The organism is Mesorhizobium album, assembly GCF_033977205.1.
Classification (GTDB): Bacteria; Pseudomonadota; Alphaproteobacteria; order Rhizobiales; family Rhizobiaceae; genus Mesorhizobium; species Mesorhizobium album.
This window is the reverse complement of record NZ_JAVIIW010000020.1, coordinates 44,859-67,535: the sequence shown is the minus strand read 5'-3', so window position 1 is coordinate 67,535 and position 22,677 is coordinate 44,859. Positions and strand designations below refer to the sequence as shown.

The 22,677-nt window shown below is 64.6% G+C and carries 23 protein-coding genes and 1 pseudogene; 15 read left to right on the top strand and 9 right to left on the bottom strand.

What is annotated here, in order from left to right:
• The first annotated feature begins 5 nt into the window (after positions 1 to 5).
• The 3 genes from RFN28_RS17830 (at position 6) to RFN28_RS17820 (ending at position 1,480) form a co-directional block, all read left to right on the top strand.
• Entirely contained in the window at positions 6 to 410 is a 405-nt protein-coding gene (locus tag RFN28_RS17830; RefSeq protein WP_320288616.1) for a hypothetical protein, read from the top strand.
• Between the two features lie 144 nt (positions 411 to 554).
• Positions 555 to 1,004 carry a hypothetical protein gene (locus RFN28_RS17825; protein ID WP_320288614.1) on the top strand — a complete coding sequence of 150 codons (450 nt, stop codon included), beginning with the start codon at positions 555 to 557 and terminating at the stop codon, positions 1,002 to 1,004.
• Positions 1,004 to 1,480, top strand: coding sequence for a hypothetical protein (locus RFN28_RS17820; RefSeq protein WP_320288613.1), 477 nt, complete (start codon positions 1,004 to 1,006; stop codon positions 1,478 to 1,480). The genes RFN28_RS17825 and RFN28_RS17820 overlap by 1 nt, the downstream gene beginning before the upstream one ends.
• Before the next feature lie 60 nt (positions 1,481 to 1,540).
• On the opposite strand, the gene RFN28_RS17815 is transcribed toward RFN28_RS17820, so the two are convergent.
• Positions 1,541 to 2,248, bottom strand: a complete 708-nt coding sequence (locus tag RFN28_RS17815; protein WP_320288612.1) for a pyrimidine 5'-nucleotidase — start codon at positions 2,246 to 2,248, stop codon at positions 1,541 to 1,543.
• Between the two features lie 149 nt (positions 2,249 to 2,397).
• On the opposite strand from RFN28_RS17815, the gene RFN28_RS17810 reads away from it, so the two are divergent.
• The 3 genes and pseudogenes from RFN28_RS17810 to RFN28_RS17800 all read left to right on the top strand — a co-directional run bounded on the left by RFN28_RS17810 (position 2,398) and on the right by RFN28_RS17800 (position 4,927).
• Positions 2,398 to 3,159: a GGDEF domain-containing protein gene (locus RFN28_RS17810; protein WP_320288611.1), complete on the top strand. Its 762-nt coding sequence runs from the start codon at positions 2,398 to 2,400 to the stop codon at positions 3,157 to 3,159.
• Positions 3,160 to 3,350: 191 nt separating this feature from the next.
• On the top strand, positions 3,351 to 3,530 hold the full coding sequence (locus RFN28_RS17805; RefSeq protein ID WP_320288610.1) for a hypothetical protein: 180 nt from the start codon (positions 3,351 to 3,353) through the stop codon (positions 3,528 to 3,530).
• Positions 3,527 to 4,927, top strand: a pseudogene (locus RFN28_RS17800) (GMC oxidoreductase). Before RFN28_RS17805 ends, RFN28_RS17800 begins: the two are co-directional and overlap by 4 nt.
• Positions 4,928 to 5,072: 145 nt before the next feature.
• Here the strand turns inward: RFN28_RS17800 and RFN28_RS17795 are convergent.
• Positions 5,073 to 5,240: a hypothetical protein gene (locus tag RFN28_RS17795; protein WP_320288609.1), complete on the bottom strand. Its 168-nt coding sequence runs from the start codon at positions 5,238 to 5,240 to the stop codon at positions 5,073 to 5,075.
• A 96-nt stretch (positions 5,241 to 5,336) separates the two neighbouring features.
• Here RFN28_RS17795 and RFN28_RS17790 point away from each other — a divergent pair, with 96 nt between their 5' ends.
• Positions 5,337 to 5,870, top strand: a complete 534-nt coding sequence (locus RFN28_RS17790; RefSeq protein ID WP_320288608.1) for a MarR family winged helix-turn-helix transcriptional regulator — start codon at positions 5,337 to 5,339, stop codon at positions 5,868 to 5,870.
• A 150-nt stretch (positions 5,871 to 6,020) separates the two neighbouring features.
• On the opposite strand, the gene phhA is transcribed toward RFN28_RS17790, so the two are convergent.
• Positions 6,021 to 6,854: a phenylalanine 4-monooxygenase gene (gene phhA / locus RFN28_RS17785; protein WP_320288607.1), complete on the bottom strand. Its 834-nt coding sequence runs from the start codon at positions 6,852 to 6,854 to the stop codon at positions 6,021 to 6,023.
• 138 nt (positions 6,855 to 6,992) lie between these two features.
• Here phhA and RFN28_RS17780 point away from each other — a divergent pair, with 138 nt between their 5' ends.
• Positions 6,993 to 7,469, top strand: coding sequence for an Lrp/AsnC family transcriptional regulator (locus RFN28_RS17780; RefSeq protein WP_320288605.1), 477 nt, complete (start codon positions 6,993 to 6,995; stop codon positions 7,467 to 7,469).
• A 157-nt stretch (positions 7,470 to 7,626) separates the two neighbouring features.
• Positions 7,627 to 9,195 carry a magnesium-protoporphyrin IX monomethyl ester anaerobic oxidative cyclase gene (gene bchE / locus RFN28_RS17775; RefSeq protein WP_320288604.1) on the top strand — a complete coding sequence of 523 codons (1,569 nt, stop codon included), beginning with the start codon at positions 7,627 to 7,629 and terminating at the stop codon, positions 9,193 to 9,195.
• Between the two features lie 42 nt (positions 9,196 to 9,237).
• Here bchE and argB read toward each other — a convergent pair whose 3' ends face one another.
• Both argB and RFN28_RS17765 read right to left on the bottom strand, forming a co-directional pair.
• Entirely contained in the window at positions 9,238 to 10,131 is an 894-nt protein-coding gene (argB, locus tag RFN28_RS17770) for an acetylglutamate kinase (RefSeq protein ID WP_040971090.1), read from the bottom strand.
• A gap of 89 nt (positions 10,132 to 10,220) precedes the next feature.
• Positions 10,221 to 11,717, bottom strand: coding sequence for an amidase (locus RFN28_RS17765; protein ID WP_320288603.1), 1,497 nt, complete (start codon positions 11,715 to 11,717; stop codon positions 10,221 to 10,223).
• Between the two features lie 175 nt (positions 11,718 to 11,892).
• Here RFN28_RS17765 and RFN28_RS17760 point away from each other — a divergent pair, with 175 nt between their 5' ends.
• The 4 genes from RFN28_RS17760 (at position 11,893) to msrB (ending at position 14,619) form a co-directional block, all read left to right on the top strand.
• Positions 11,893 to 12,432, top strand: coding sequence for a sigma-70 family RNA polymerase sigma factor (locus tag RFN28_RS17760; RefSeq protein WP_320288602.1), 540 nt, complete (start codon positions 11,893 to 11,895; stop codon positions 12,430 to 12,432).
• Positions 12,429 to 13,151: an anti-sigma factor gene (locus RFN28_RS17755; protein ID WP_320288601.1), complete on the top strand. Its 723-nt coding sequence runs from the start codon at positions 12,429 to 12,431 to the stop codon at positions 13,149 to 13,151. Before RFN28_RS17760 ends, RFN28_RS17755 begins: the two co-directional genes overlap by 4 nt.
• Before the next feature lie 209 nt (positions 13,152 to 13,360).
• Positions 13,361 to 13,918 carry a fasciclin domain-containing protein gene (locus tag RFN28_RS17750; RefSeq protein ID WP_320288600.1) on the top strand — a complete coding sequence of 186 codons (558 nt, stop codon included), beginning with the start codon at positions 13,361 to 13,363 and terminating at the stop codon, positions 13,916 to 13,918.
• A gap of 197 nt (positions 13,919 to 14,115) precedes the next feature.
• Positions 14,116 to 14,619 (top strand): peptide-methionine (R)-S-oxide reductase MsrB, encoded by a 504-nt coding sequence (gene msrB, locus RFN28_RS17745; protein ID WP_320288599.1) that lies wholly within the window; start codon positions 14,116 to 14,118, stop codon positions 14,617 to 14,619.
• A 97-nt stretch (positions 14,620 to 14,716) separates the two neighbouring features.
• On the opposite strand, the gene RFN28_RS17740 is transcribed toward msrB, so the two are convergent.
• Together RFN28_RS17740 and RFN28_RS17735 are read right to left on the bottom strand one after the other, a co-directional pair.
• Positions 14,717 to 16,294, bottom strand: a complete 1,578-nt coding sequence (locus tag RFN28_RS17740) for a DHA2 family efflux MFS transporter permease subunit (protein WP_430678315.1) — start codon at positions 16,292 to 16,294, stop codon at positions 14,717 to 14,719.
• Positions 16,295 to 16,455: 161 nt separating this feature from the next.
• On the bottom strand, positions 16,456 to 17,640 hold the full coding sequence (locus tag RFN28_RS17735) for an HlyD family secretion protein (protein WP_320288597.1): 1,185 nt from the start codon (positions 17,638 to 17,640) through the stop codon (positions 16,456 to 16,458).
• A gap of 137 nt (positions 17,641 to 17,777) precedes the next feature.
• On the opposite strand from RFN28_RS17735, the gene RFN28_RS17730 reads away from it, so the two are divergent.
• Together RFN28_RS17730 and RFN28_RS17725 are read left to right on the top strand one after the other, a co-directional pair.
• Complete coding sequence (locus tag RFN28_RS17730) at positions 17,778 to 18,476, top strand: TetR/AcrR family transcriptional regulator (protein WP_320288596.1); 699 nt, start codon at positions 17,778 to 17,780, stop codon at positions 18,474 to 18,476.
• 195 nt (positions 18,477 to 18,671) lie between these two features.
• On the top strand, positions 18,672 to 21,131 hold the full coding sequence (locus tag RFN28_RS17725) for a DNA translocase FtsK (RefSeq protein WP_430678313.1): 2,460 nt from the start codon (positions 18,672 to 18,674) through the stop codon (positions 21,129 to 21,131).
• 263 nt (positions 21,132 to 21,394) lie between these two features.
• Here the strand turns inward: RFN28_RS17725 and yihA are convergent, their stop codons facing one another.
• Together yihA and RFN28_RS17715 are read right to left on the bottom strand one after the other, a co-directional pair.
• A complete protein-coding gene (gene yihA, locus RFN28_RS17720; RefSeq protein WP_320288594.1) occupies positions 21,395 to 22,066 on the bottom strand; it encodes a ribosome biogenesis GTP-binding protein YihA/YsxC in 672 nt (223 codons plus the stop codon).
• Entirely contained in the window at positions 22,063 to 22,662 is a 600-nt protein-coding gene (locus RFN28_RS17715) for a CatB-related O-acetyltransferase (RefSeq protein WP_430678311.1), read from the bottom strand. The genes yihA and RFN28_RS17715 overlap by 4 nt, the downstream gene beginning before the upstream one ends.
• Positions 22,663 to 22,677: the final 15 nt, after the last annotated feature.

The following is a 22,677-nucleotide window of genomic DNA, read 5'->3' as shown; positions in this document are numbered from 1 at the left end:
ACGTCATGAAAAGCATCATCCTGGCCGCGGCTATCCTGTCGGCGCTGACGGTTTCGGCATCCGCATTGTCGATTGGCAGCGGCAACGGCAATGGCAACGGCAATGTCGGGGTCGGCAACGGCAACGGAAACGGCAACGCCAACACCGGCGCCTTCAACGGCAACGGCAACTTCGGTTTCGGCAACGGCAATGGCAACGGCAACGCCAACATGGGTGCCTTCAACGGCAACTACAACGGCAACCTCAATGCCGGCGCCGCCAACGGCAACGGTAACGGCAACGGCAACTGGGGCCTCGGCAACGGCAACCTGAACGGCAACGCCAACTGGGGCTTCGGCAACGGCAATGCCAACGGCAACGCCAACGCGGGCGTTGGCAACGGCAACGGGAATGGCAACGGGAACCATTAGCGTCGCCAACCGGCAGCATCGAAAGATGCTGACGCTTCTGGGATCGCCGAGCCACGCGCCCGTCCCCCGCGCAAGGCTTGTCGCGATTAGTCGCCGGCGGTCCCAGTCCTTTTCCGTTTTGAAGCCATGGAAGGAGTTCGCTCAATGAAACCGAGCGTCGTATCAGCACTGTGCCTTGGCCTCCTAGGCGCGACCGCCGCGCAGGCCGCCGACACCGGCAGCCAGGCCTTCAGCATGTCACGCGTCCAGCAAACCGCCGGCCAATACGGGCGGTATATCGGTTCGAACGTCAGAGGCATGGATCCGCTCGGCAGCCTGGGCGGCAATGTCGGCTACAAGAACACCGGCACCGGCAATGTCGGCGCCTTCAACAGCGGGACCGGCAACGTCGGCGCTTTCAATGGTAACGACAACACCTCGCCGACGAGCGGCAACCACAACATCGGCGCCTTCAACGGCAACGGCAACACCGGGGAGTATGACGGCAACGCCAATGTCGGCGCCTTCAACGGTAACTTCAACGGCGGCTCGTTCAACGGCAACGGCAACGCCGGCGCGTTCAACGGCAATTTCAATGGCCGGGGGAACCGCTGATGGCCAAGCCCGGACCATCCGCTTCCATCCGGCGGGGTACTCGCCGGGCGAGGCTGCTTGACGGAAATGGCCTTGCCGTCTGCACGTTGCTTGCCGCGATCGTTGTCGCAGACGCCTCGACGGCGGCCAGGATTGCCGACCTTCCCCTCGGCCGCGGCGATGTCGCGGTGGCCGGCCTTGGCGCCGTTCCGTACAGCGCCGATGTTTCGAACGGCAACTGGAACTCCGGCAATTTCAACGGCAACGGCAACCGCGGCAGCTTCAATAGCAACGGCAATGCCGGCAGCTTCAACGGCAATGGCAACGCGGGCAGCTTCAACGGCAACGGCAATTGCGGGAGCGGCTTCGGCAATAGATTTTCGTCCGACGGCAATGGCAATGGGAAGCGCCGGGATATGCCTGGATGGTGCCGGTTCCTGAAAAACCTGAATGGCCAGTTGGGGCTGCCGTCCGGCACGATCCCGGACTTCGACTAATCTCGATTGCCGCCGACGGGCGGCTGCCTTTCCCGGCGGTGCCGGCAATCTGGAGTTGGTTCAGGCCGGAACTTCGACGATCGCCGTCAGGAAGCCGGCAAGGTTGTCGGTGACGAAATCCACGTCGTCCTCGTTCGCCGGATCGCGCTCCCAAATCTCGGAGAAAGTCGGCTCGAAATTGCGCGGCACGACCAGCACGGTCGTCATGCCGAGCGATTTCGGCACCGAGAGGTTGCGCGCCAGGTCCTCGAACATTACCGCGTTGTGGCCTGTGACCGAATGCAGCTCGGCGAACCGTTCATAGGTCTGGCGCGCCGGCTTGGGGTTCAAGCCCGCCGCGACGATGTCGAAGATGTCGTCGAAATGGTCCAACACGCCGAGCTGGCGCGCGGCGCGCTCGGCATGCCTGCGGTCGCCATTGGTGAAGATGAACTTGCGGCCGGGAAGCTGGCGGATCGCGGCGCCCAGCACCGGGTCTGGCACCAGCCAGGAATAGTCGATGTCGTGCACCTTCTCGAGGAAGTCGTCGGGGTCGATGCCGTGGCGCGCCATCAGCCCGTTCAGCGTCGTGCCGTATTGCTGGTAGAGCTCTTTTTGCAGCTTGCGCGCGTCCTCGCGTGACAGGGTCAAAAGCTCGCTGACATAGGCGGTCATCTTCACGTCGATCTGCGCGAACAGGTTCGAATGATGCGGATAAAGCGTGTTGTCGAGGTCGAACACCCAGTCCGTGACATGGGCAAATCGCGCGGGGTCGGGTGTCGTTGTCATGGCTTCCTTATGGCATGCTGACGCCGACTTTATCCACAACTTCCGCGCGTCATGTGTCGTGAAATTGGCGGCTCGTTTCAAATTTTAACCGTCTCCGAAAGGTCGCCTTCAACGCTTGCTGGCACAGAGGCATTGCGTGGGAGTCAGCGATGAGTCGCATCTTTTTGAAGTCCGCAGCCGTAGCGTTCGCTTCGGTCGCAGTCTCGCTTTTGTTGACACTGATTGTGGTCCCGGCAATGGGCTTTTCGATCAGCCGGACCGTGTGGCTCACGTCCACGGTTTGTCCGCTGATGCTTGCCTGGATCGCCAGCGCCGGCACCTTTTGGCAAAGCGATCGGCTGAAGAACGCGCATCGCGAGCTTGCCCGCGCTCATGCCCAGCTCGCCGCTGCCCACCGCCGCCTGTCGGAGAAGGCAAGCCGCGACGACATGACCGGCATGCTCAACCGCGAGACCTTCTTCGCCGCGCTCGACGGATCCCGGCGCAAGGCCGATCGCGGCGCGCTGCTGATCATCGATGCCGATCACTTCAAGACCATCAACGACAATTACGGTCACCTGACCGGTGACGATGCGCTGCTTTTGATCGCCGCCGCCATCGAGCGCGGCGTGCGCAGCGGCGATGTGCTCGGCCGCATCGGCGGCGAAGAGTTTGCCGCCTTCCTCGTCGGCGCCACCGAGCCGGAGGCCAGGCGCGTCGCCGAGCGCATCCGCCGCGAGGTCGAGCTGATCCGCTTCCGTCCCGTCGATGAGCGGACCGTGCCGCTGACCGTCTCGATCGGCGGCATCACCTGCGGCGAGGGCGCCACCGTGTCGGAGCTGATGCGCGCCGCCGATCGCAGGCTCTACGAGGCCAAGCATCGCGGCCGCAACCTGTCGATTCTCGATCGCGACATTTCGGAAGCGGCTTGAAGGGGCTCTGCACGCGCCGAGCGGAGCAAAGGGCATTAGCAGATTCCTAACCCTCTCGAAATTCAACCGCGGCGACCCAGCGGTTGTAACGGGGTCTTCACCTAGACTTGGCACGGAATTGGCGTCTCCGGTGGCATGTGTGCCGTCAGGGAACGGCATGCGCGGATCGAGGCCGCAGCGGAAGACGTGTCATGAGCTATCTCATAAGCAGGATCTCGCGCCGAACCATCGTGCAGGTGCTGATCGCGCTGCCACTGTTCCGCAACCGGCCGGCTGTCGCCGACCCTGACGAGATCGCCCCAGAGAAGATCGACCGAGACGAGATCATCGAAGTCAACGGCTGGATCCTGAGGCGGAGCGATCTGGCATGATCTTTGACAGCTACGAGGCCTACAAGCAGGTGGGCTTCAAGCCCAAGGTCTGCGTCCTCGGCTCCGGCCCCGCCGGCACCACGATTGCCAGGAAGCTGGGCGCCGCCGGCATCCCGGTGGTCGTCCTGGAGGCCGGATCGCGCTAATTCAGCGACCAGTCGCAGGATTTCTATCGCGGCGCCACGGTCGGCGACTTCTATTTCGATCTCGACATCACCAGGCTGCGTTTCATGGGCGGTTCGTCCAACCATTGGGCCGGCTGGTGCCGCGTCCTCGACAAACAGGATTTCGAGCCCAAGGCCTGGGCGCCGGACACCGGCTGGCCGATCAGGCGCGCCGACATCGAGCCCTATCTGGGGGAAGTCCACGACATCCTCGAACTGCCCGATTTCCGGTCCGATGTGCCGATTTCGGACGACATGCGCTGGGTGCAGCTGATCAAGAGCCCGGCCGTGCGCTTCGCCGAGAAGTTCGGTGACGAGCTCGACCGGAGCAGGACCATCGCCGTCGTGCTCAACACCTACGCAACCGAGCTCGCCGGCGACGGCAAGCGCGTCACCGGCGCCAGATTGTGGTCGAGCGGCCAGGACGCCGGCACTTTCGCGGCGGATTACTTCATCGCCTGCACCGGAGGGTTGGAGAACTCCGGGCTGCTCTTGTGGTCGAACCGGCGCTCGAATGGCGGCGTCGTGCCCAACGCAGCCGCGCTCGGCCGCTACTGGATGGAGCATCCGACCTTCGAAGGCGGCAACGCCATTCTCGCTAACTACAGCGAGTTCGAGGTCGATGCCTCCAACGAGGCCTTCTTCTCGCCGACACCGGCCGCGATGGAACGGCTGCAGATCATGAATTTCGGCATCCGCCTGATCGAGACGCCATACCCGCACGTTAAGCGGCTGATCGCCGACCTCGCTTGCACAGCGCCCAACATGGCGGAGTGGATGTCCGACCAGTTGGAGCAGAGGTTGCGTTGCGCGGCCCAGCTCTACGTCGCCTGGGAACAGGCGCCGCTCGCCTCGAACCATATCGAGCTGTCGAAGTCCGAGGTCGACCACGCCGGCGTGCCGCGCATCGAGCTGCACTGGAAGAAGTCGCCGCTCGAGCGCCGCACGCTGCTGGAAGGGCTGAGGCTCTTCGGCACCACGTTGGCGCAGAAGAATCTCGGCCGCGTGCGCATTGCCGACTGGATCGGCAATGGCGGCGACTACCCGACCAATGAGGAGACGGCAGGGCACCACCATATGGGCGGCACCCGCATGGGCACCGACATCACCAGGAGCGTCGTCGACGCCAACTGCAAGGTGCACGGCATGGACAATCTCTATGTCGGCGGCTCTTCGGTGTTCTGCACCTCCGGGCAGTGCAACCCGACGACCACCATCACCGCGCTCGCCTGAATGCATGTCGCCCAAACAGCGGTTTTGGGTAAACGGCATGGATCCTACAAAAGTGCACAGCGTCTTTCCGTCAGCCAAATATCGCGAAAACAGGCGGCGCCAGCGCAAGTCCGGCGCCGCCTTGGCGCGCCTTTGGGTATCCTGCCTAAATCCCGTAGACGGCGATCCGTACCAGCACCGCCGCAGCCGCCAGCGCCACCAGCAGAATGCCGAGGCCGATGGGCGAGCCCCAGCCGTACCATTCCATCGCCAGCTTGGCGTATCGGTACTCTTCCTCGTTCGAGAGGGGCTTACGCTCTTGAATCAAGCTCATTTCTCTCACTCCTTTCGGCGACTTTGCCCTTGCTCTGCCCAAGGTGTCGTCGCATATTGATACGGCAGTTGTATTTTTAAACAGATTGATAATTAGATGATCGAATCAAAGGCGTCAAGCACGGATCGCGCTGAAATGACGAAGGCCATCGGCCTCGCCGTCATGCGCTGGCAGGATGCGACGCAGGCCTATGACGAGGCGGTGGGAGCACGGCTCGGGCTGATCGCCGCCGAGCGGCATTGCCTTGGCCTGCTTCATGGCGGGCCGCAGTCGGCGGGAGCCGTGGCAGCGGCGACCGGGCTGACGCCGGCGGCGGTCACGGCGCTGATCGACCGGCTGGAGGCGCGCGGGCTCGTCACTAGGACCCGCAGCCTGGAGGACAGGCGCAAGGTGGTGATCGAGGCGACCGAGCTGACCAGGGAGCTGTCGGAGCGCTACTACGGCCCGATTGCGCGGGAAGGCGAAAAGGTGTTCGCGAAATTCAGCGACGCCGAGCTGGCGGCCGTGCTGCGCTTCATCAATGCCGCGCTCGACCTGCAGGGCGAGCAGCTGGCCAGGCTCAAGGCCGAGCCGGCTGCGACCGGCCGATACCCGGGCGACAAGAGCGTCGACGGCGGATCTTCCGAATAAACCCAGAGCGGTTCAGCGGCCTTCGGCAACTGAACCGCTCTGACGGCCGGCTGGGCGAAAGCCGGCCTTAAAGCGCACCGCGCCGAAGCGGCTCCGGAATCGCGCGTTTTAGGTTTGCGCGATGTCCAGAACCGCTGCGTAGCGACCGTATTAGACGGTGGCCGGGTCGAGTGCCGGCTGGCCCTTGAATCGCGCGATGATACCGGCGAGATCGCCGTGGGCGAAGGCATCGCGCAGCACATCGAAGGACGGCAGCACGAAATAGGCGCGCTGGAACTTGTCGATCTCGTAGCCGGTGCGCATCACCGTCTCGAGGTCGAACGGCACGTGGTGGGCGTCCTTGCTTTCGACCGCGAACTGCAGCTCGGTGAAGGAGGACATCAGCCCGGCGCCGAACGCCTTGAGCGGTTGGCCTTGCTCTTGGATGAGGCCGTACTCGGCGCTGTACCAGTAGAGCCGGGTGATCATCTCGTCGCCGCCGAGCGCGATCATGTCCTCGGCCTTATCGCCATACATCTGCATGAAGTCGGCAAACACCGGCTGGGTCAGGATCGGCACATGGCCGAAGAAGTCGTGGAACATGTCCGGCTCGACGATGTAGTCGAGCTCCTTCCTGGTCCGCAACCAGTTGGTGACGGGGAAGCGGCGGTTGGCCAGATGCTCGAAGAACGGGCCTGCGGGGATCAGGCCGGGCACCGCAACGATCTCCCACCCGGTCAGCTTGCTGAGCGTCGCGCTGACCGCGCCGAAATCCGGAATTTTGTCGAGCAGGCCGAGCGCCGCGACGCCGTCGAGATAGGAGCGGTGCGCCAGCCTCTGCGTCAGCTTCGTCTGGCGATCGCAGAGCGTGCGCCATACCGCCTGCTCCTCGGCCGAATAGTTGTATCCTTGAGCCACCGTGAAGTCGGCGCGGCAGACCGAATAGTCGCCGCGAAGGCCCTGCGCTGCGCATTCACGGGCATAATCGGCAACGCTGATCGTCATTTCTTCCTCCTCGAGATCATGATCCGCGGATCGTGAACGCATCCTAGCCGCAGCCGGCGAGGCAAATCAGCTTTGCTTGTAGCTTGATGGCCGATTTTGAGGTAAGCTTCGCTCGAATTCACGAGGCCGAGAGTGAAAATGCCTCAATTGGACGAGTTTGAAATAAGGATGCTCGACATCCTGCAGCGCGACGGACGCATACCCGTATCGGAACTCGCGCAGGAGATCGGCCTGTCGACCACACCCTGTGCGCGCCGCTTCGAGGCGCTGCAGGCCACCGGTATCATCAAGGGCTTCGCCGCCATGCTCAGCCGCCGCGCGCTCGGCTTGACGGTCGAGGTGTTCATCCAGGTCCGCCTGGTCAGCCACAGCGACGGCACGCCGGAAAGCTTCATCGCCGCGGTGCAGCGCATGGATGAGATCTCGTCCTGCTGGACGATGACCGGCGACCACGATTTCCTGCTGCATGTGATGGTGCCGTCGGTGGACGACCTCAATGCTTTCGTCATGCACCGTCTGATGCGGCTTCCCGGCGTGCGCGACGTCCACACCCAGCTGGTGCTGCAGAACATCAAGGGACCAGGCCACGTGCCGCTCAACCATCTGCGGCGCTAGAGCAGTTCCGGGAAAACTGCGACGCGGTCTTCCGTTCGGAACTGCGTCAACGCAAGGCGGCCATTTCTGCGGGAAAGCTGCGTCGAAACTGCTGAATCGCGCCAAGGCGGCTTCGATATCGGCGACTAGCACCGGCGGACCGACAAGGAGGTCCGCTATGAACATCGTGCTGGTCAACCCGCCGCATACGGCCATCGGCAGCCGTGTGCCCGACGATCATCTGCCGCCTCTGGGGCTGCTGGCGATCGGCGGTCCGCTGCTCGATGCCGGCCATAGCGTGCGCCTGGTCGATGCCGAGTTCGGGCCGATGCCGCTTGCCGCGCTGGTCGACGAGGCCTTGAGCGGCGGTCCGGATTTGATCCTTATCGGCCATTCCGGCTCGACCTCGGCGCACCCGACCGCGTTGCGGATCGCCGAGATGGTCAAGGTTCGCGCGCCTGAGGCGATCATCGTCTATGGCGGTGTCTTCCCGACCTATCACTGGCGCGACATCCTGGCCGGAACGGCCGTCTTCGACTTCATCGTGCGCGGCGAAGGCGAGGCGACCGCGGTGGCGCTGGTCGAGGCGCTGGAGAGGCGCCGGCCGGTGTCGGGCGTCGCCGGCATCGCCTACCGAGATGACCTCGGCCGGCCCTTTGCCACGCAGCCTGCGATGACGATTGCCGACCTCGACGCCTATCGCGTCGGATGGGAGCTGATCGACCATGGCCGCTACAGCTATTGGGGCGGCAAGCGCGCCGTGGTCATGCAGTTCTCGCGCGGCTGTCCGCATCTGTGCAACTATTGCGGCCAGCGCGGCTTCTGGACCCGCTGGCGCCACCGCGATCCGGTCAGTTTCGCCAAAGAAATCGCCTGGCTGCACCGCGAGCACGGCGTCGAGCTGATCAATCTGGCGGACGAGAACCCGACCTCCTCGAAGAAGGCTTGGCGGGCCTTTCTCGAAGCCATGATCGCCGAGAACGTGCCGGTGCTGATCGTCGGCTCGACACGTGCCGACGACATCGTGCGCGACGCCGATATCCTTGATCTCTACCGCAAGGCAGGCGTCATCCGCTGGCTGCTCGGCATGGAGAACACCGACGAAGAAACGCTGTCGCTGATCCGCAAGGGCGGCAGCACCAAGTCGGACCGCGAGGCGATCCGGCTGCTCAGGCAGCACGGCATCCTGTCGATGGCGACCTGGGTCGCCGGATTCGAGGACGAAGGCTTTCGCGATCTCTGGCGTGGCTTTCGCCAGCTCATCGCCTATGACCCGGACCAGATCCAGGCGCTCTACGTCACGCCGCATCGCTGGACGCCGTTCTTCCGCATCGCCAGGGACCGCAAGGTCATTCAGCGGGATGTCCGCCTCTGGGACTACAAGCATCAGGTGCTGCATATGACGCGGCTGAAACCCTGGATGCTGTTCTTCGCCGTCAAGCTGATCGAGCTCGCCGTGCAGTCGCGGCCGAAGGCGCTGGCGCGCATCCTCTTCCACCCCGATCCCGAGCAGCGGCATTCGATGCGCTGGTACACGAAGATGGGCCGCCGCGTCTGGTTCCGCGAGGTCCGGGGTTTTCTGGTCCGCGACCGTCGGGTGCAGGACGGCCCGACGCTCGCCGAATTCTGGGGCGCGCCGCAGGACGGCGAAGAGGAATCGATGATCTTTCAGCGCCCGGCGCGAAAGCCGGCAACGCCCGTTATCGAAGGCGCCTTTAGATCGGGCGAAACACGATTAGCCGGCTGATTATGGCAGTTCACCGTTTTTGGAAACGGTGAACTTGCCCTCTTACGGCACGATCAGCGTGCCGGCGCCGTGCTCGGTGAACAGCTCGAGCAGCACCGAATGCGGCGTCTTGCCGTTGAGGATGACGACGCCTTCGACGCCGCGCTCGATCGCTTCGATGCAGGTCTCGACCTTCGGGATCATGCCGCCCGAGACCGTGCCGTCCTTGATCAGCGCCTTGGCCTCGGCCACCGTCAGCTCGTCGATCAGCTTCTTGTTCTTGTCGAGAACGCCGGGCACGTCGGTGAGAAAGAGCAGGCGCGAGGCACGGCAGGCGCCGGCAATGGCACCGGCGAAAGTGTCGGCGTTGATGTTATAGGTATGCCCGTCGCGGCCGGGCGCCACCGGCGCCAGCACCGGGATCATCTCCGAGCGCGCCAAGAGGTCGAGCAGCGTGCGGTCGACCTCGACCGGCTCGCCGACGAAGCCGAGGTCCAGCACCCGCTCGATGTTGGAATCCGGATCGATCATGGTCTTGCGCGCCTTTTCGGCGAACACCATGTTGCCGTCCTTCCCGCAGAGCCCGATCGCCCATTCACCTTCGGCGTTGATCAGCGCCACGATCTCCTTGTTGATCGAGCCGGCCAGCACCATTTCGACGATCTCGACCGTCTTCTGGTCGGTGACGCGCAAGCCGCCCTCGAACTTGGATTCGATGCCCATCTTGTTGAGCATGGCGCCGATCTGCGGCCCTCCGCCATGCACGACGATCGGATTGACGCCGGACTGTTTCAGGAGCGCGATGTCGCGGGCGAAGGCCTTGCCGAGCTCGTTGTCGCCCATGGCATGGCCGCCATACTTCACCACCACGGTCTTGTTCTCGTAGCGCTGCATATAGGGCAGCGCTCTGGAGAGCAGCGCGGCCTGCATTTCGGCGGTGGCGGCGATGTCCGTCATCTGTGCGTTTCCCCAAGGCGGTAAGGATGGCGGCCTCTTAGCGGGAAATGCCGCAGGCCGCAAACGGCTTTGCTGTCACAATTGCGAAATCAGCTGGGCACCTTGAGCGGCGCGCGCTGCTTGAGCCATCCGGAATTCTTCTCCATCTGGGCAGCGAAGGACAAAAGCGTCTCCTCGTCGCCGGGCCGGCCGGCGGCTTGGATGCCGAGCGGCAAGCCGGCGGCGGTGACATGCACCGGCAGCGCGATCGAGGGCTGGCCGCTGACGTTCTGGATCGCCGGCCAGTGGGTGAACCACAGGCTCTTGTCCATCAACTGGCCGAAAATTGACTTGATCCTGAGCAGCCCGGTGAGATGCAATTTGTCGAGCAGGTTCTCGATGAGCTCGTCGGCGCCCTTCGGGTCCATCGCGCCGCAGGCGAGCGGCGGATGGGCGATGATCGGCGTCAGCACGGCATCGAAGCGCGCCGTCTCTTCAATCAGCTGCCGAGCGGTGGCGTTAAGCCGCTGCACCGCGTCATAGACTTCGCCGGCGGACAGCATTTCGCCGAGGCGGCCGAGCACGCGCGTCGCGCGCTCGACCTCGCCGGTGACGGGTCGGCCGACGCGCAGCGCCTCGGCCCGCATCATGCCTGCAACCGCCGAGGCGACGCTCTTGCAGAAATCGGCCATGAAGTCGCGGCCGATAAAGGGCAGGTCGATCTCTTCCACCGTGTGCCCGCCCTCGCGCGCCAGCGCCACCGCCGTGTCCAGCGCTTCGATCGTCTCGGCCGAGATCGGCAGGCCGAGCGGCGATTTGCGGTAGACGGCGAGGCTGAGCCTGCCGGGATCGCGCGCCGCAGCGGCGGCAAAGGAGCCCTTCGGCTCTCGCGCTGCATAGGGCGACAGCGGATCGGCGCCATGCGTCAGGTCGAGCAGGAGTGCGGTGTCGCGCACCGAGCGGCTGACGGCATGGTCGACGACCATGCCGTACCAGCTTTCGCTTACCAGTGGGGTTAGGGGCACCCGGCCGCGCGAGGTCTTCAGGCCCACCAGCCCGCTGCAGGCCGAAGGCACGCGGATCGACCCGCCGCCGTCGGAGGCGTGCGCCGCAGGCACCACGCCCGCCGCCACCAGCGCCGCCGATCCGCCGGACGAGCCGCCGGTGGTGTGGCCCGTATCCCAGGGGTTGCGGGTAATGCCGAAGCGAGCCGATTCCGTCATCAGCCGAAGCCCATGCTCGGGCGAGGTGCTGGTTGCGATCGGGATCAGGCCGGCGGCCAGATAGCGCTCGACCATCACCGAGTTGAAATCCGCCGTGAAGGCCGGAATGCGGCTGCCGCCATGGATCGGCACGCCCTTGATGCCGATGCCGAGATCCTTCAGCGCGAAGGGCACGCCGGCGAGCGGCAGCTTGCGGTCGATCGCCTTCGCCCGCGCCCTGGCGGCGTCATAGAGGGGCGTGGCTATGGCATTGATGTCGGGCCTTGTCGCCTCGGCGCGTGCGATCGCCGCGTCGACCAGGTCTTGCGCCGATACCTCTCCCCTGTGCACGAGGTCGGCAAGGCCGGTCGCATCCTGTTCCCAAAGCACGCGTTCGATCGACATCGCCACCCCCTCTTTTGCCAGAAGCTATCGCATGAATCTGCAAATCGAAATCGGGATTTGCTTCGTTCACCTGCTATTCCGGAAGATGACCGGACGTGCTGACGTCGCGGCAAGCCCTGGTGGACAACACTACCCGCGCGGTTGCAAATAATTCGCAATCTTCTAACTTGCCTGCATGGGGCCTCAGGACATCAGCAAGCTGATCGTCCGGACTTCGATGAAGGACCGGGCTGCGTTCGATCTGCTCTACAAGCAGACCAGCGCGAAACTTTTCGGTGTCTGCCTTCGTGTCTTGAGGGACAAAGGAGATGCGGAAGAAGCGTTGCAGGAGGTCTTCGTCAAGATCTGGACGAAGGCGGACCGTTTCGCGGTTTCCGATCTGAGCCCGATTTCCTGGCTGGTGGCCATTGCGCGTAACCATGCGATCGACCGCATCAGGGCGCGGCGCGGTCCTTCCGCCAACATCGATGCAGCCCTCGAGGTCGCCGATCCGGCGCCGGGGCCTGAGGCCATGGCTGTTGCGGGCGGCGAGACCGAACGCATCTACCATTGCCTCGACGAATTGGAGAAAGACCGGGCCGCGGCGGTCCGGGGCGCCTATCTCAACGGCGAAAGCTATGCCGAGCTGGCGGAGCGCCACAAGGTTCCGCTCAACACCATGCGGACTTGGCTGCGGCGAAGCCTGCTCAAACTTAGAGAATGCCTGGAAAGATGACGCTGGCAGAAGACAACGGACCGGAACGCGGAGGCGACGACCTGCTGGCCGCCGAATACGTTCTCGGCGTTCTGGCAGCCGACGAACGCCAGATCGCTTCCCGTCGCATCGATACCGAAGCGGCGTTTGCCCGCCTGGTCGATGCTTGGGAAGCCCACTTTGCGCCGATGGCCGCCGCCTACGCCGCGGTCGAGCCCCCGGCATCGGTCAAGGCGGCGATCGACCGGCGTCTTTTTGCCTCTTCAGCGGCCACGTCCCCCGCTCCCAGCGCTGGCCTATGGTCGAGCCTTGTCTTCTGGCGCGGCCTCGCCGCCGCCGCGATTGCCGCTTTGGTCGTCTACGTCGCCTTACCTTTCGTCAATCCGCCGGCACTGCGGCCCGAGACCAGGCTGGTCGCCTCGCTCGCCGCCGACAACAGCAACGTCAAATACCTCGCCGTCTATGACGCCGCCCGCCACGAGGTCGGCCTCTCGCTGGTTTCCGGCGAGCGCGGCGCCGGCAAGGACTTCGAGCTGTGGATGATCGAGGGCAAGAATGCGCCGGTCTCGATGGGCGTCATCCCGGCCGGCCAGACCGCGCGTGTGGCCGTCTCGCCGGCCGTCCAGCAGAAGCTGGCGCAAGGCGCCGTGCTCGCCGTCAGCCTCGAGCCGGCCGGCGGCTCGCCGACCGGCCAGCCGACCGGTCCCGTCGTCGCCGCGGGTGACCTGAAGGGCATCTGATCGTTTTCGCTGACCAGTTTCATAAAGTCTAAGACAAGGTTATCGCTAAGCCATCGCGCGGATGGATCATTTTGCTGTGTCTGTGTGCGATGCCGCCTAAGTCAGAGTCCGAAAAAAAATCTTTTACAGCGCGCGAAACTAGGTCCCTCGTGTATCGTATTTCCTCGCGTTCCCAGAAACGGGAAAAACAACCCGAGGAGACTTACACCATGCGTAAACTCGCCACCCTTTTGCTCGCCTCCACGATCGGCCTTTCCACGCTCGGCGCGGTTGCCTATGCCGCCAACCCGATGGTCGGCGGCGCGCCGATGTATGCCAAGAAGAACATCATCGAGAACGCCGTCAATTCGAAGGACCACACCACGCTGGTCGCTGCCGTCAAGGCGGCCGGCCTGGTCGAGACGCTGCAGGGCGCCGGTCCGTTCACCGTCTTCGCGCCGACCAACGAGGCGTTTGCCGCGCTGCCTTCCGGCACGGTCGAGACGCTGCTCAAGCCCGAGAACAAGGACAAGCTGACCAAGATCCTCACCTGCCACGTCATTGCCGCCAAGGCGCTGGCCGCCGACGTCGCCAAGATGGCCAAGGCCGACGGCGGCGCGCATCAGGTCAAGACGGTCGGCGGCTGCGCGCTGACTTTGAAGTCGGAGAAGGGCAAGGTCACCGTGACCGACGAAAACGGCAACGTCGCCCATGTCACGATCGCCGACGTGCGCCAGTCGAACGGCGTGATCCACGTCGTCGACAAGGTTCTTCTGCCGAAGATGTAACAAAGCGCGTGCGGCCGGCGAAGTGAGGTATGTACCCGCCGGCCGCACGGTCTCCCTCCCACGATCCGTGCTGCCGTCAAGCGCCGCTCCGCATCGCCAGGGCTTGGGTCGATGCGGGGTGGCGCAGGCGGGCCGTCGCCGGCTTTTGATTTTCCGGCGGCGTCCTAGTTTGTAAGATCACGCCAGGAGGAAAGGCCATGAACCGTCGCGACTTTCTCTGGAGCGGTGCCGCCGCCACTGCCCTCGCCATCGGAACCGGAGCGGCGTTGCGTATGGGCGGCGCGAAGCCGGCGCTCGCCGCCGAAACCTTCGAGGTCACCAAGACCGACGCCGAATGGCATGCGATCTTGTCTGACGCCGCCTTCGACGTATTACGCAAGCAAGGCACCGAATATCCAGGCACCAGCCCGCTGCTCAACGAGCACCGCAAGGGCATATTCGCCTGCGCCGGCTGCGACCTGCCGGTCTATCCGTCGGAGACGAAGTTCGATTCCGGCACCGGCTGGCCGAGCTTCTGGCAGGAGATTCCCAACGCCATCGGCAAGACCGAGGACCGTACGCTCGGCATGGTCCGCACCGAGGTGCATTGCCGGCGCTGTGGCGGCCATCTCGGCCATGTCTTCGACGACGGCCCGCCGCCCACCGGCCTGCGCCACTGCATCAACGGCGTGGCGCTGAGCTTCAAGCCGGCCGCCGCCTGAGCCAGCACTTCGATCTCTGCAAAAAGAAACGACCCCGGAAATCGTTGCCGATTTCCGGGGTCGCGCGTGAGGATGCCAGGCGGGGGTTCCGGCTTCCTCAATGGCCTCCGCCGCCACCGCCGCCCTGGTCGGCCGGCTTGTTGATGAACAGCACGAACAGACCGAGCGTGGCGAACAGCGCCGTCAGCATGAAGAACACGTCCATGAAGGACAGCAGCGCGGCCTGCTGGTGCACCATGCCCGACAGTTTCGAGATCGCGGCGCTGCCCGCGTCGAGGCCGGCGGTCTGCTCGAAGTTCAGCGTCATGTTCTGCAGCTTGGTCTGCGCTGCCTGGCTGCCCCACTCCACATGCTCGGAGAGCCTTGCATAGTGGAAGGCGTTGCGGTCGATCAGCACCGTGTTGATGAGCGCGAGGCCGACGGCGCCGCCGAGGTTGCGGGTCAGGTTGAACAGGCCCGACGCATTCTTCAGCCGCTCCGGCGGCAGCGTGCCGAGCGCGATGTTGTTGATCGGCACCATGCACAACATCATCGAGCAGCCGCGCAGGATCTGCGGGATCAAGAGCTCATAAAAATCCCAGTCGGCTGTGAGATGCGTCATCCACCAGGTGCCGGTGGCGAAGCCGAAGAAGCCGATCATCATCGTTAGCCGCAGGTCGATCTTGTTCGACAGGATGCCGGCAACGGGCGCGGTGAAGAACATCGCCAGGCCGCTGACGAACAGCGCCTCGCCGATCATCATCGAATCGTAGCCGCGGATACGGCCGAGGAACACCGGATAGAGATAGGTGAGCCCGTAGAGGCCGATGCCGACGACGAAGGAGAACAGCGAGCCGAAGGCGAAGTTGACGTTGCTGAAGGCCCTCAGATCGACGATCGGCTCCTCAGCGGTGAAGACGCGCCAGAAGAAGATGACGCCGCCGATGGTCATGATGATGGCGCAGATGAACACGGCCTGTTCCTGCAGCCAGTCGTGGTTCGGGCCTTCCTCCAGCACATATTCCATGCAGCCGAGGAAGGCAGCCATGCCGACCAGGCCCCACCAGTCGAACTTCGAGAACAGCTTGAGGTTCGGCTTGTCGAAATCGATCAGCGACCAGGCCGCCGTCGCCACCAGTATGCCCGGCACGACATTGATCAGGAACAGCCAGTGCCAGGACATGGCGTGGCTGATATAGCCGCCGACGGTCGGGCCGATGGTAGGGGCCAGCGTCGCCACCAGGCCGATCATCGGCGAGACGACGGCGCGGCGCGACGGCGGGAAGATGGTGAAGGCGGCCGCGAACACGCTCGGGATCATGCCGCCGCCGATGAAACCCTGGATGGCGCGGTAGACGATCATCTGGTCGATGTTGGTGGCGGTGGCAGCGAGCGCGCTGGCCGCGGTGAAGCCGGCGGCGGCGATGGTGAACAGCACGCGTGTCGACAGCATCCGGCTGAGGAAGCCGGACAGTGGGATCATCACCACCTCGGCGATCAGATAGGCGGTCTGCACCCAAGGGATCTCGTCGGAGCTGGCGCTGAGGCCGGCCTGGATTTCGGCCAGCGATGCCGAAACGATCTGGATGTCGAGAATGGCCATGAACATGCCAAACACCATCGCCAGGAAGGCGATGACGCGGCGCACCGGCATATGGTCGGCGGCGGGCGTGGCAGCCACCGGCCTTGCCGGCATCGATCCTGCGGTGATGGTTGCGGTTGCCATGTCATGGCCTCCCTAGAGCAATTCCAGAAAAAGTGCGTAGCGGGTTTCCGTCCGGAACTGCGTCAAAACAAATAGTTGGCAGGCTGGGCGGCTCCGCGCTCCATGAGCCGCTGAGCCGCCCCCCAAACTGCTTAGTTCGTCGTCGCGGCAGGCCCGGTGCGGCTGTCGGCGGCGACGACGACGCTCAAGCCGGCGCGCAGCTTGCCGGTCTTCAGCACATCGGCCGGCACGTCGATGCGCACGGGCACGCGCTGGACCACCTTGGTGAAGTTGCCGGTGGCGTTTTCCGGCGGCAGCAGCGAGAACACCGCGCCCGAGGCCGGCGCCAGCGACGAGACCTTGCCCTCGAAGGTCTGGCCGTCGATGGCGTCGACGGTGATGCGGACCTTCTCGCCGGGCAGCAGCCGGCCAAGCTGCGTTTCCTTGAAGTTGCCGACGACGTAAAGCTTGTCCATCGGTACGACGACGGCGAGCTTCTGACCGGGGCTGACGAGGTCGCCTTGCTCGACCGAGCGGTTGCCGACGACGCCGTCATAGGGCGCCTTGAGCACGGTGAAGGAAAGGTCGCGCTGCGCCTTGTCGCGGGTGAGTTGCAGCGCGGCAAGCGTGCTGGCCTGCTCAGCGCGCTGGGCTTCCAGCACACCGATATTGGCCTGCGCGGCGGTGATCTGCGCATCCGCGCCGGCAAGCGCGGCCTTCGCCTGGTCGAGCGCGGTCTGGGCGTCATCGAGCTGCGCCTGCGTGCCGACATGCGTCTTGAGCAGCTGCGCGGCGCGGTCCTGGGCGCGCGCGGCATTGTCCGCGGCGGCCTGATCGGCGATCTTCTGCGCCTCTGCCTGCGCCAGCGAGGCCTGGGCTGCCTTGGTCTGCGCGTCGATGCGGTCGAGCGTCTTCGCCAAGGTGGCTATCTGCGCCTCGGCCTGGGCAACAGCGATCTTGTAGTCGCCGTCATCGATGACGAACAGCGGATCGCCGGCCTTGACCTTCTGGTTCTCGCTGACCAGGACCTTATCCACATAGCCGGAGATTTTCGGCGACACGAACGACATGTCGGCCTGGACATAGGCATCGTCGGTGGAGATCATGAACCGGCCGTCGGTCCAATAGTTATATCCATACCAGGAGCCGGCGCCGAGGAGGCCAAGCCCGATGATCGGCAGAAGCAGCGAGCGGACGGAACGCTTCTTCTTGGCCGGCGCTTCGACAGGCGCGACGGGGGCGGGCTGTACAGGCACTTCCGGAGCTTCGATCGACGGCTGGACCTTGGCGTTGGGAAAAGTGCGGACTTCGGCGGTAGCGGGCGCGTTCGAGGACATGATAATCTCTCTGGGATCTAAGTCAGTCGGACTGAACCGTTCGGTTCGAATTGGTGATTGACATAGCGCGGAAAGAGGGCCATATCAAGAGCAAATCGAACCGCATGGTTCGAAATATTTCGTGAGGTGTGACTTTAATGGTCGAAACGACAGCCGATAGCGATCTGCTCGACCTGCGCAAAGGCCGTCCGGCGGCGGGGCAGGATCCGATCAAGCGGGCCCAGATCATCGAAGGCGCGCGCCGCGTCTTCATCGACAAGGGCTTCGAAGCCGCCTCGATGAACGACATCACCCGCGAGGCGGGCGTCTCGAAAGGCACCATCTACGTCTATTTCGCCAACAAGGAAGAGCTGTTCGAGGCCCTCATCGAGGAAGAGCGCGGCACCATCTTCAAGAACATGTATGACGTTCTGGACCATGCCGACGACCTGCGCGAGACGCTGGTGAAGTTCGGCAAGGTGCTCGTCATGAAGATCACCTCGGCTAAGGTCATCCAGGCGCAGCGCACGGTGATCGGCGCGTCCGACCGGATTCCCGAACTTGGCGCGCGCTTCTATGAACGTGGCCCCAAGCGCGGTCACGACAAGGTCGCCACCTTCCTCAACGCCGCCGTCGAGCGCGGTCTGCTGAAGATCGACGATGTCGACCTCGCCGCCTATCAGCTCACCGACCTTTGCCTCGCCGGCCTGTTCCGCCAGTGCATCTTCTCCTACCGCAGCAAGGCGCCGACGCAGACCGAGATCGACCATGTCGTCCGCTCGGGCGTGAACGTGTTCCTGAAGGCCTACGGCACCGCGACGCTTGCCGCCGAGGAGCAGGCGTCGACGACGGCCTGAGCTCCATCGAGAATATTTTTTCTCCGAAAGCCGAGGACCGGCGTCGTGACCGGCCCCACGCCGGTTGGACACGCCCTCCTCCATTCCAACGCGATCATCATCAGTCTCTTCTCGGAGCCTGTCGGAAGGTCTTGTTAACCATCAGTTCCTATGTCTCGGGACACCTCCGTTCGACGAGTCTCGAGTATGACATCCATGCGTTTTTCCCGTGCCAATCTTTCCGGCGCTTCCGCCTACGGCAACGACGACGAGCGTCGTCCGGAGGAGGCGCCGCACCATGGCGCGTCTCCGCCGCCGCAGGGGCGAACGGGGCAGGTCGTCACACTGCGAGCCCCAGCCGACGGCGAATCGAACGCCGCCTCATTCGATCCGGCTGGCGGCGGCGAGTTCGGCCGACAGGCCTGGCAGCAATATTTCTTCCTCGCGCCCAATGTGCGTTTCACCCGCACACCCGATTCCGACAAGCGGCCTGCGGCGCAGCCCGATGATGAAGCCCCGGCCAAGGCGATGGTGTCCCGCGGCGATACCATCCGCCCCGCGCCGCCGGCGCCTGCGGCGGCCAACCCAGTCCGGCCGATCCCTGCCGCAACCCCCACCGCTCCTGCCGCGCCGCAGCAGGCCGGCGCAACGCCGCCGCGGGCCGTCGCCACCCCGGTGCAGGCTACCGCCACCCCGGCACAGAAGCAGAACACGCCGAAATTTCGCTGGTCCTATCTTTCCGACGATGCATTTTTCGAGTTCAGCATGCCCTTGCTCGCCGAGCGCCTGACGCGGGCACGCCTGAACGATCCTTTGCCGACGCCGCCCGCTCCCGCGCCGGTGAAACCTGCTGCGGCGCAGCCGAGCCCATCCCGTCCCGCCTTCATGGGCGAGGCGATTTCGTTCTACCGCGTCATCGAATGGCGCTCGAATGGGCCGACCGCAAGCCCTGCCCCGGTGACAGCGCCGGCCGCCGCGCGCGCCGCCCGGCCCGCTCCGGCGGAGACCGAACCGCGCGCGCCCGTAACCGCGGCCGCCGCGCCGGTCTCCGTCGCAAGGAGCGCCCGGACCGCGAGCCCCGCGCCCTCGCTGCCTGTTGCCGGCAAGGTCGTGCCGCGGGCCGCTTCGGCCGGCTACGAGCTTCCTTCCGAGGAGCTGCTGCAGCTGCCGCCGGAAGGCCAGGGCTTCTACATGTCGCAGGAGCGGATGGAACAGAACGCCGATCTGCTCGAAAGCGTGCTGGAGGATTTCGGCGTCAAGGGCGAGATCATCCATGTCCGGCCGGGTCCGGTCGTCACGCTCTACGAGTTCGAGCCGGCGCCAGGCGTGAAATCGAGCCGCGTCATCGGATTGGCCGACGACATCGCCCGCTCCATGTCGGCCATCTCGGCACGCGTCGCCGTCGTGCCGGGCCGCAACGTCATCGGCATCGAATTGCCCAACGAAACACGCGAGACGGTCTATTTCCGCGAGCTGATCGAATCGGCCGGCTTCCGCAACACCGCCTGCAGGCTGGCGCTCGGCCTCGGCAAGACGATCGGCGGCGAGCCGGTCATCGCCGACCTCGCCAAGATGCCCCACCTGCTGGTCGCGGGCACCACCGGCTCGGGCAAGTCGGTCGCCATCAACACCATGATTCTGTCGCTGCTTTACCGGATGAAGCCGGAGGAATGCCGCCTCATCATGGTCGATCCCAAGATGCTGGAACTGTCCGTCTATGACGGCATCCCGCATTTGCTCACGCCCGTAGTCACCGATTCCAAGAAAGCGGTCACGGCGCTGAAATGGGCGGTGCGCGAGATGGAGGACCGCTACCGCAAGATGGCGCGCCTCGGCGTGCGCAACATCGACGGCTACAACCAGCGCGCCGCGACAGCCCGGGACAAGGGCGAGACCGTCGTCATGCAGGTGCAGTCGGGCTTCGAGAAGGGCACGGGCGCGCCGCTGTTCGAGGAGCAGGAGATCGACCTCGCGCCCATGCCTTACATCGTCATCATCGTCGACGAGATGGCCGACCTGATGATGGTCGCCGGCAAGGAGATCGAGGGCGCCATCCAGCGGCTGGCGCAGATGGCGCGTGCAGCCGGCATCCACCTGATCATGGCCACGCAGCGCCCGTCGGTCGATGTCATCACCGGCACCATCAAGGCCAATTTCCCCACCCGCATCTCCTTCCAGGTGACCTCCAAGATCGACAGCCGCACCATCCTGGGCGAGCAGGGCGCCGAGCAGCTGCTCGGCCAGGGCGACATGCTGCACATGGCCGGCGGCGGGCGCATCGCGCGCGTGCATGGCCCCTTCGTCTCCGACCTCGAGGTCGAACACGTCGTGGCGCATCTGAAAGCGCAAGGGCACCCGGAATATCTCGACACCGTCACCGCCGACGAGGAAGAAGAGGAAGAAGCGGCCGACACCGGTCCGGTCTTCGACAAGGGCTCGATCGACGCCGAGGATGGCGACGCCCTCTACGAGGAGGCCGTCAAGGTGGTCAAGCGCGACAAGAAATGCTCCACCTCCTACATCCAGCGCCGCCTCGGCATCGGCTACAACCGCGCCGCCTCGCTCGTCGAACGCATGGAGAAGGAAGGCATGGTCGGCGCCCCCAACCATGTCGGCAAGCGCGAAATCCTTGCCGGCCGGCGGGACCATGCGCCCGAACGCGACGAGACGGATTGAGCGGAGCTTGATGGGGCCGGGTCAAAGTCACAGCTGGCCCTGCCTGTATTGTTCGATCTGATGCGCTTTGGGCAGGGCAATCGCATACGGCGGCGCCGGCCCCCTCATCGGCCGCTTCGCGGCCACCTTCTCCCCAATGGGGAGAAGAGACTGGCGCCGGCGCTGGCAATCTCCTCTCCCCGGGGGAGAGGAGATCCGAGCGAAGCGGAGGCTGGGTCAGGGGGAGCATATACGCCGCCGCCCTGCTCCATGGCCAGACCCGTTCAGCCGCCGTTCGCCACCAGTGCGATCGCCGCGCGCAGCTCGTTGAGCCCCGCGGCCTTTTCCGATGATGTCGCCAGAACCGCCGGAAACGCCGCCGGCCGTTTCTTGATCTTGGTGAGCGTCTCCTCGATCAGCTTCGGCACGCCGGCCGCCTTGATCTTGTCGGTCTTGGTCAGCACGATCTGGTAGGACACCGCCGCCTTGTCGAGCAGCGACAGCACTTCCTCGTCCTTGGCCTTGATGCCGTGGCGGGCATCGATCAGCACATAGACGCGCTTCAGCGTCACGCGCCCTTGCAGATATTCGAAGATCAGCTTCGTCCAGGTGTCGACCTTGTCCTTCGGCGCGCTGGCGTAGCCGTAGCCCGGCATGTCGACCAGCGCCATCGGTGGCAGGTCGGTGCCCTCACCGGAGTACCCGTCCGGCACGAAATAGTTGAGCTCCTGCGTCCGCCCCGGCGTATTCGAGGTGCGCGCCAGGCCCTTCTGGCCGACCAGCGCATTGATCAGCGACGACTTGCCGACATTGGAGCGGCCGGCAAAGGCGATCTCCGGCGGCCCTTCCGGTGGCAGGAACTTCATCGAAGGCACGCCGCGGATGAAGATCCACGCGCGGGTGAACAGCTCCGGACTTATTGCAGTTTCGCTCGTGGTTTTATCCGGCGCGTTCAAACCGCGGCCTCCAGTTTGGAAATGTCTGCGCCACGAATGGCGTCGAGGTTGCGGCTGATCTTGTCGACCGGCCAGTCCCACCAGGCCGCGTTCAACAGCCGCCGCACCGTGAATTCGTCGAAGCGCATCTTCACCACCTTGGCCGCATTGCCGGCGACGATCGCATAGGGCGGCACGTCGTGCGTGACAACCGATTTCGCGGCCACGATCGCGCCATGGCCGATCTCGATGCCCGGCATGATCACCGCATCCATGCCGATCCAGACGTCATTGCCGACGATCGTGTCGCCGCGGATCTCCTTCGACCACGTCTCCTGGTCGAAGCCTTCTTCCCAGCCATGGCCGAAGATGTTGAACGGGTAGGTCGAGAAGCCGGACATCGCATGGTTGGCGCCGTTCATGATGAAGCGCGCGCCCTCGGCGATGGCGCAGAACTTGCCGATGATCAGCCTGTCGCCGATGAAGGGATAGTGGTGCAGCACACATTTCTCGGCGAATTTATCGGGACCATCGGGGTCGTCATAATAGGTGAAGTCGCCGATCTCGATGTTCGGCGCGCTGACCAGCGGCTTCAGGAAGCCGACGCGCGGATGCATCGCAATGGGATGCTT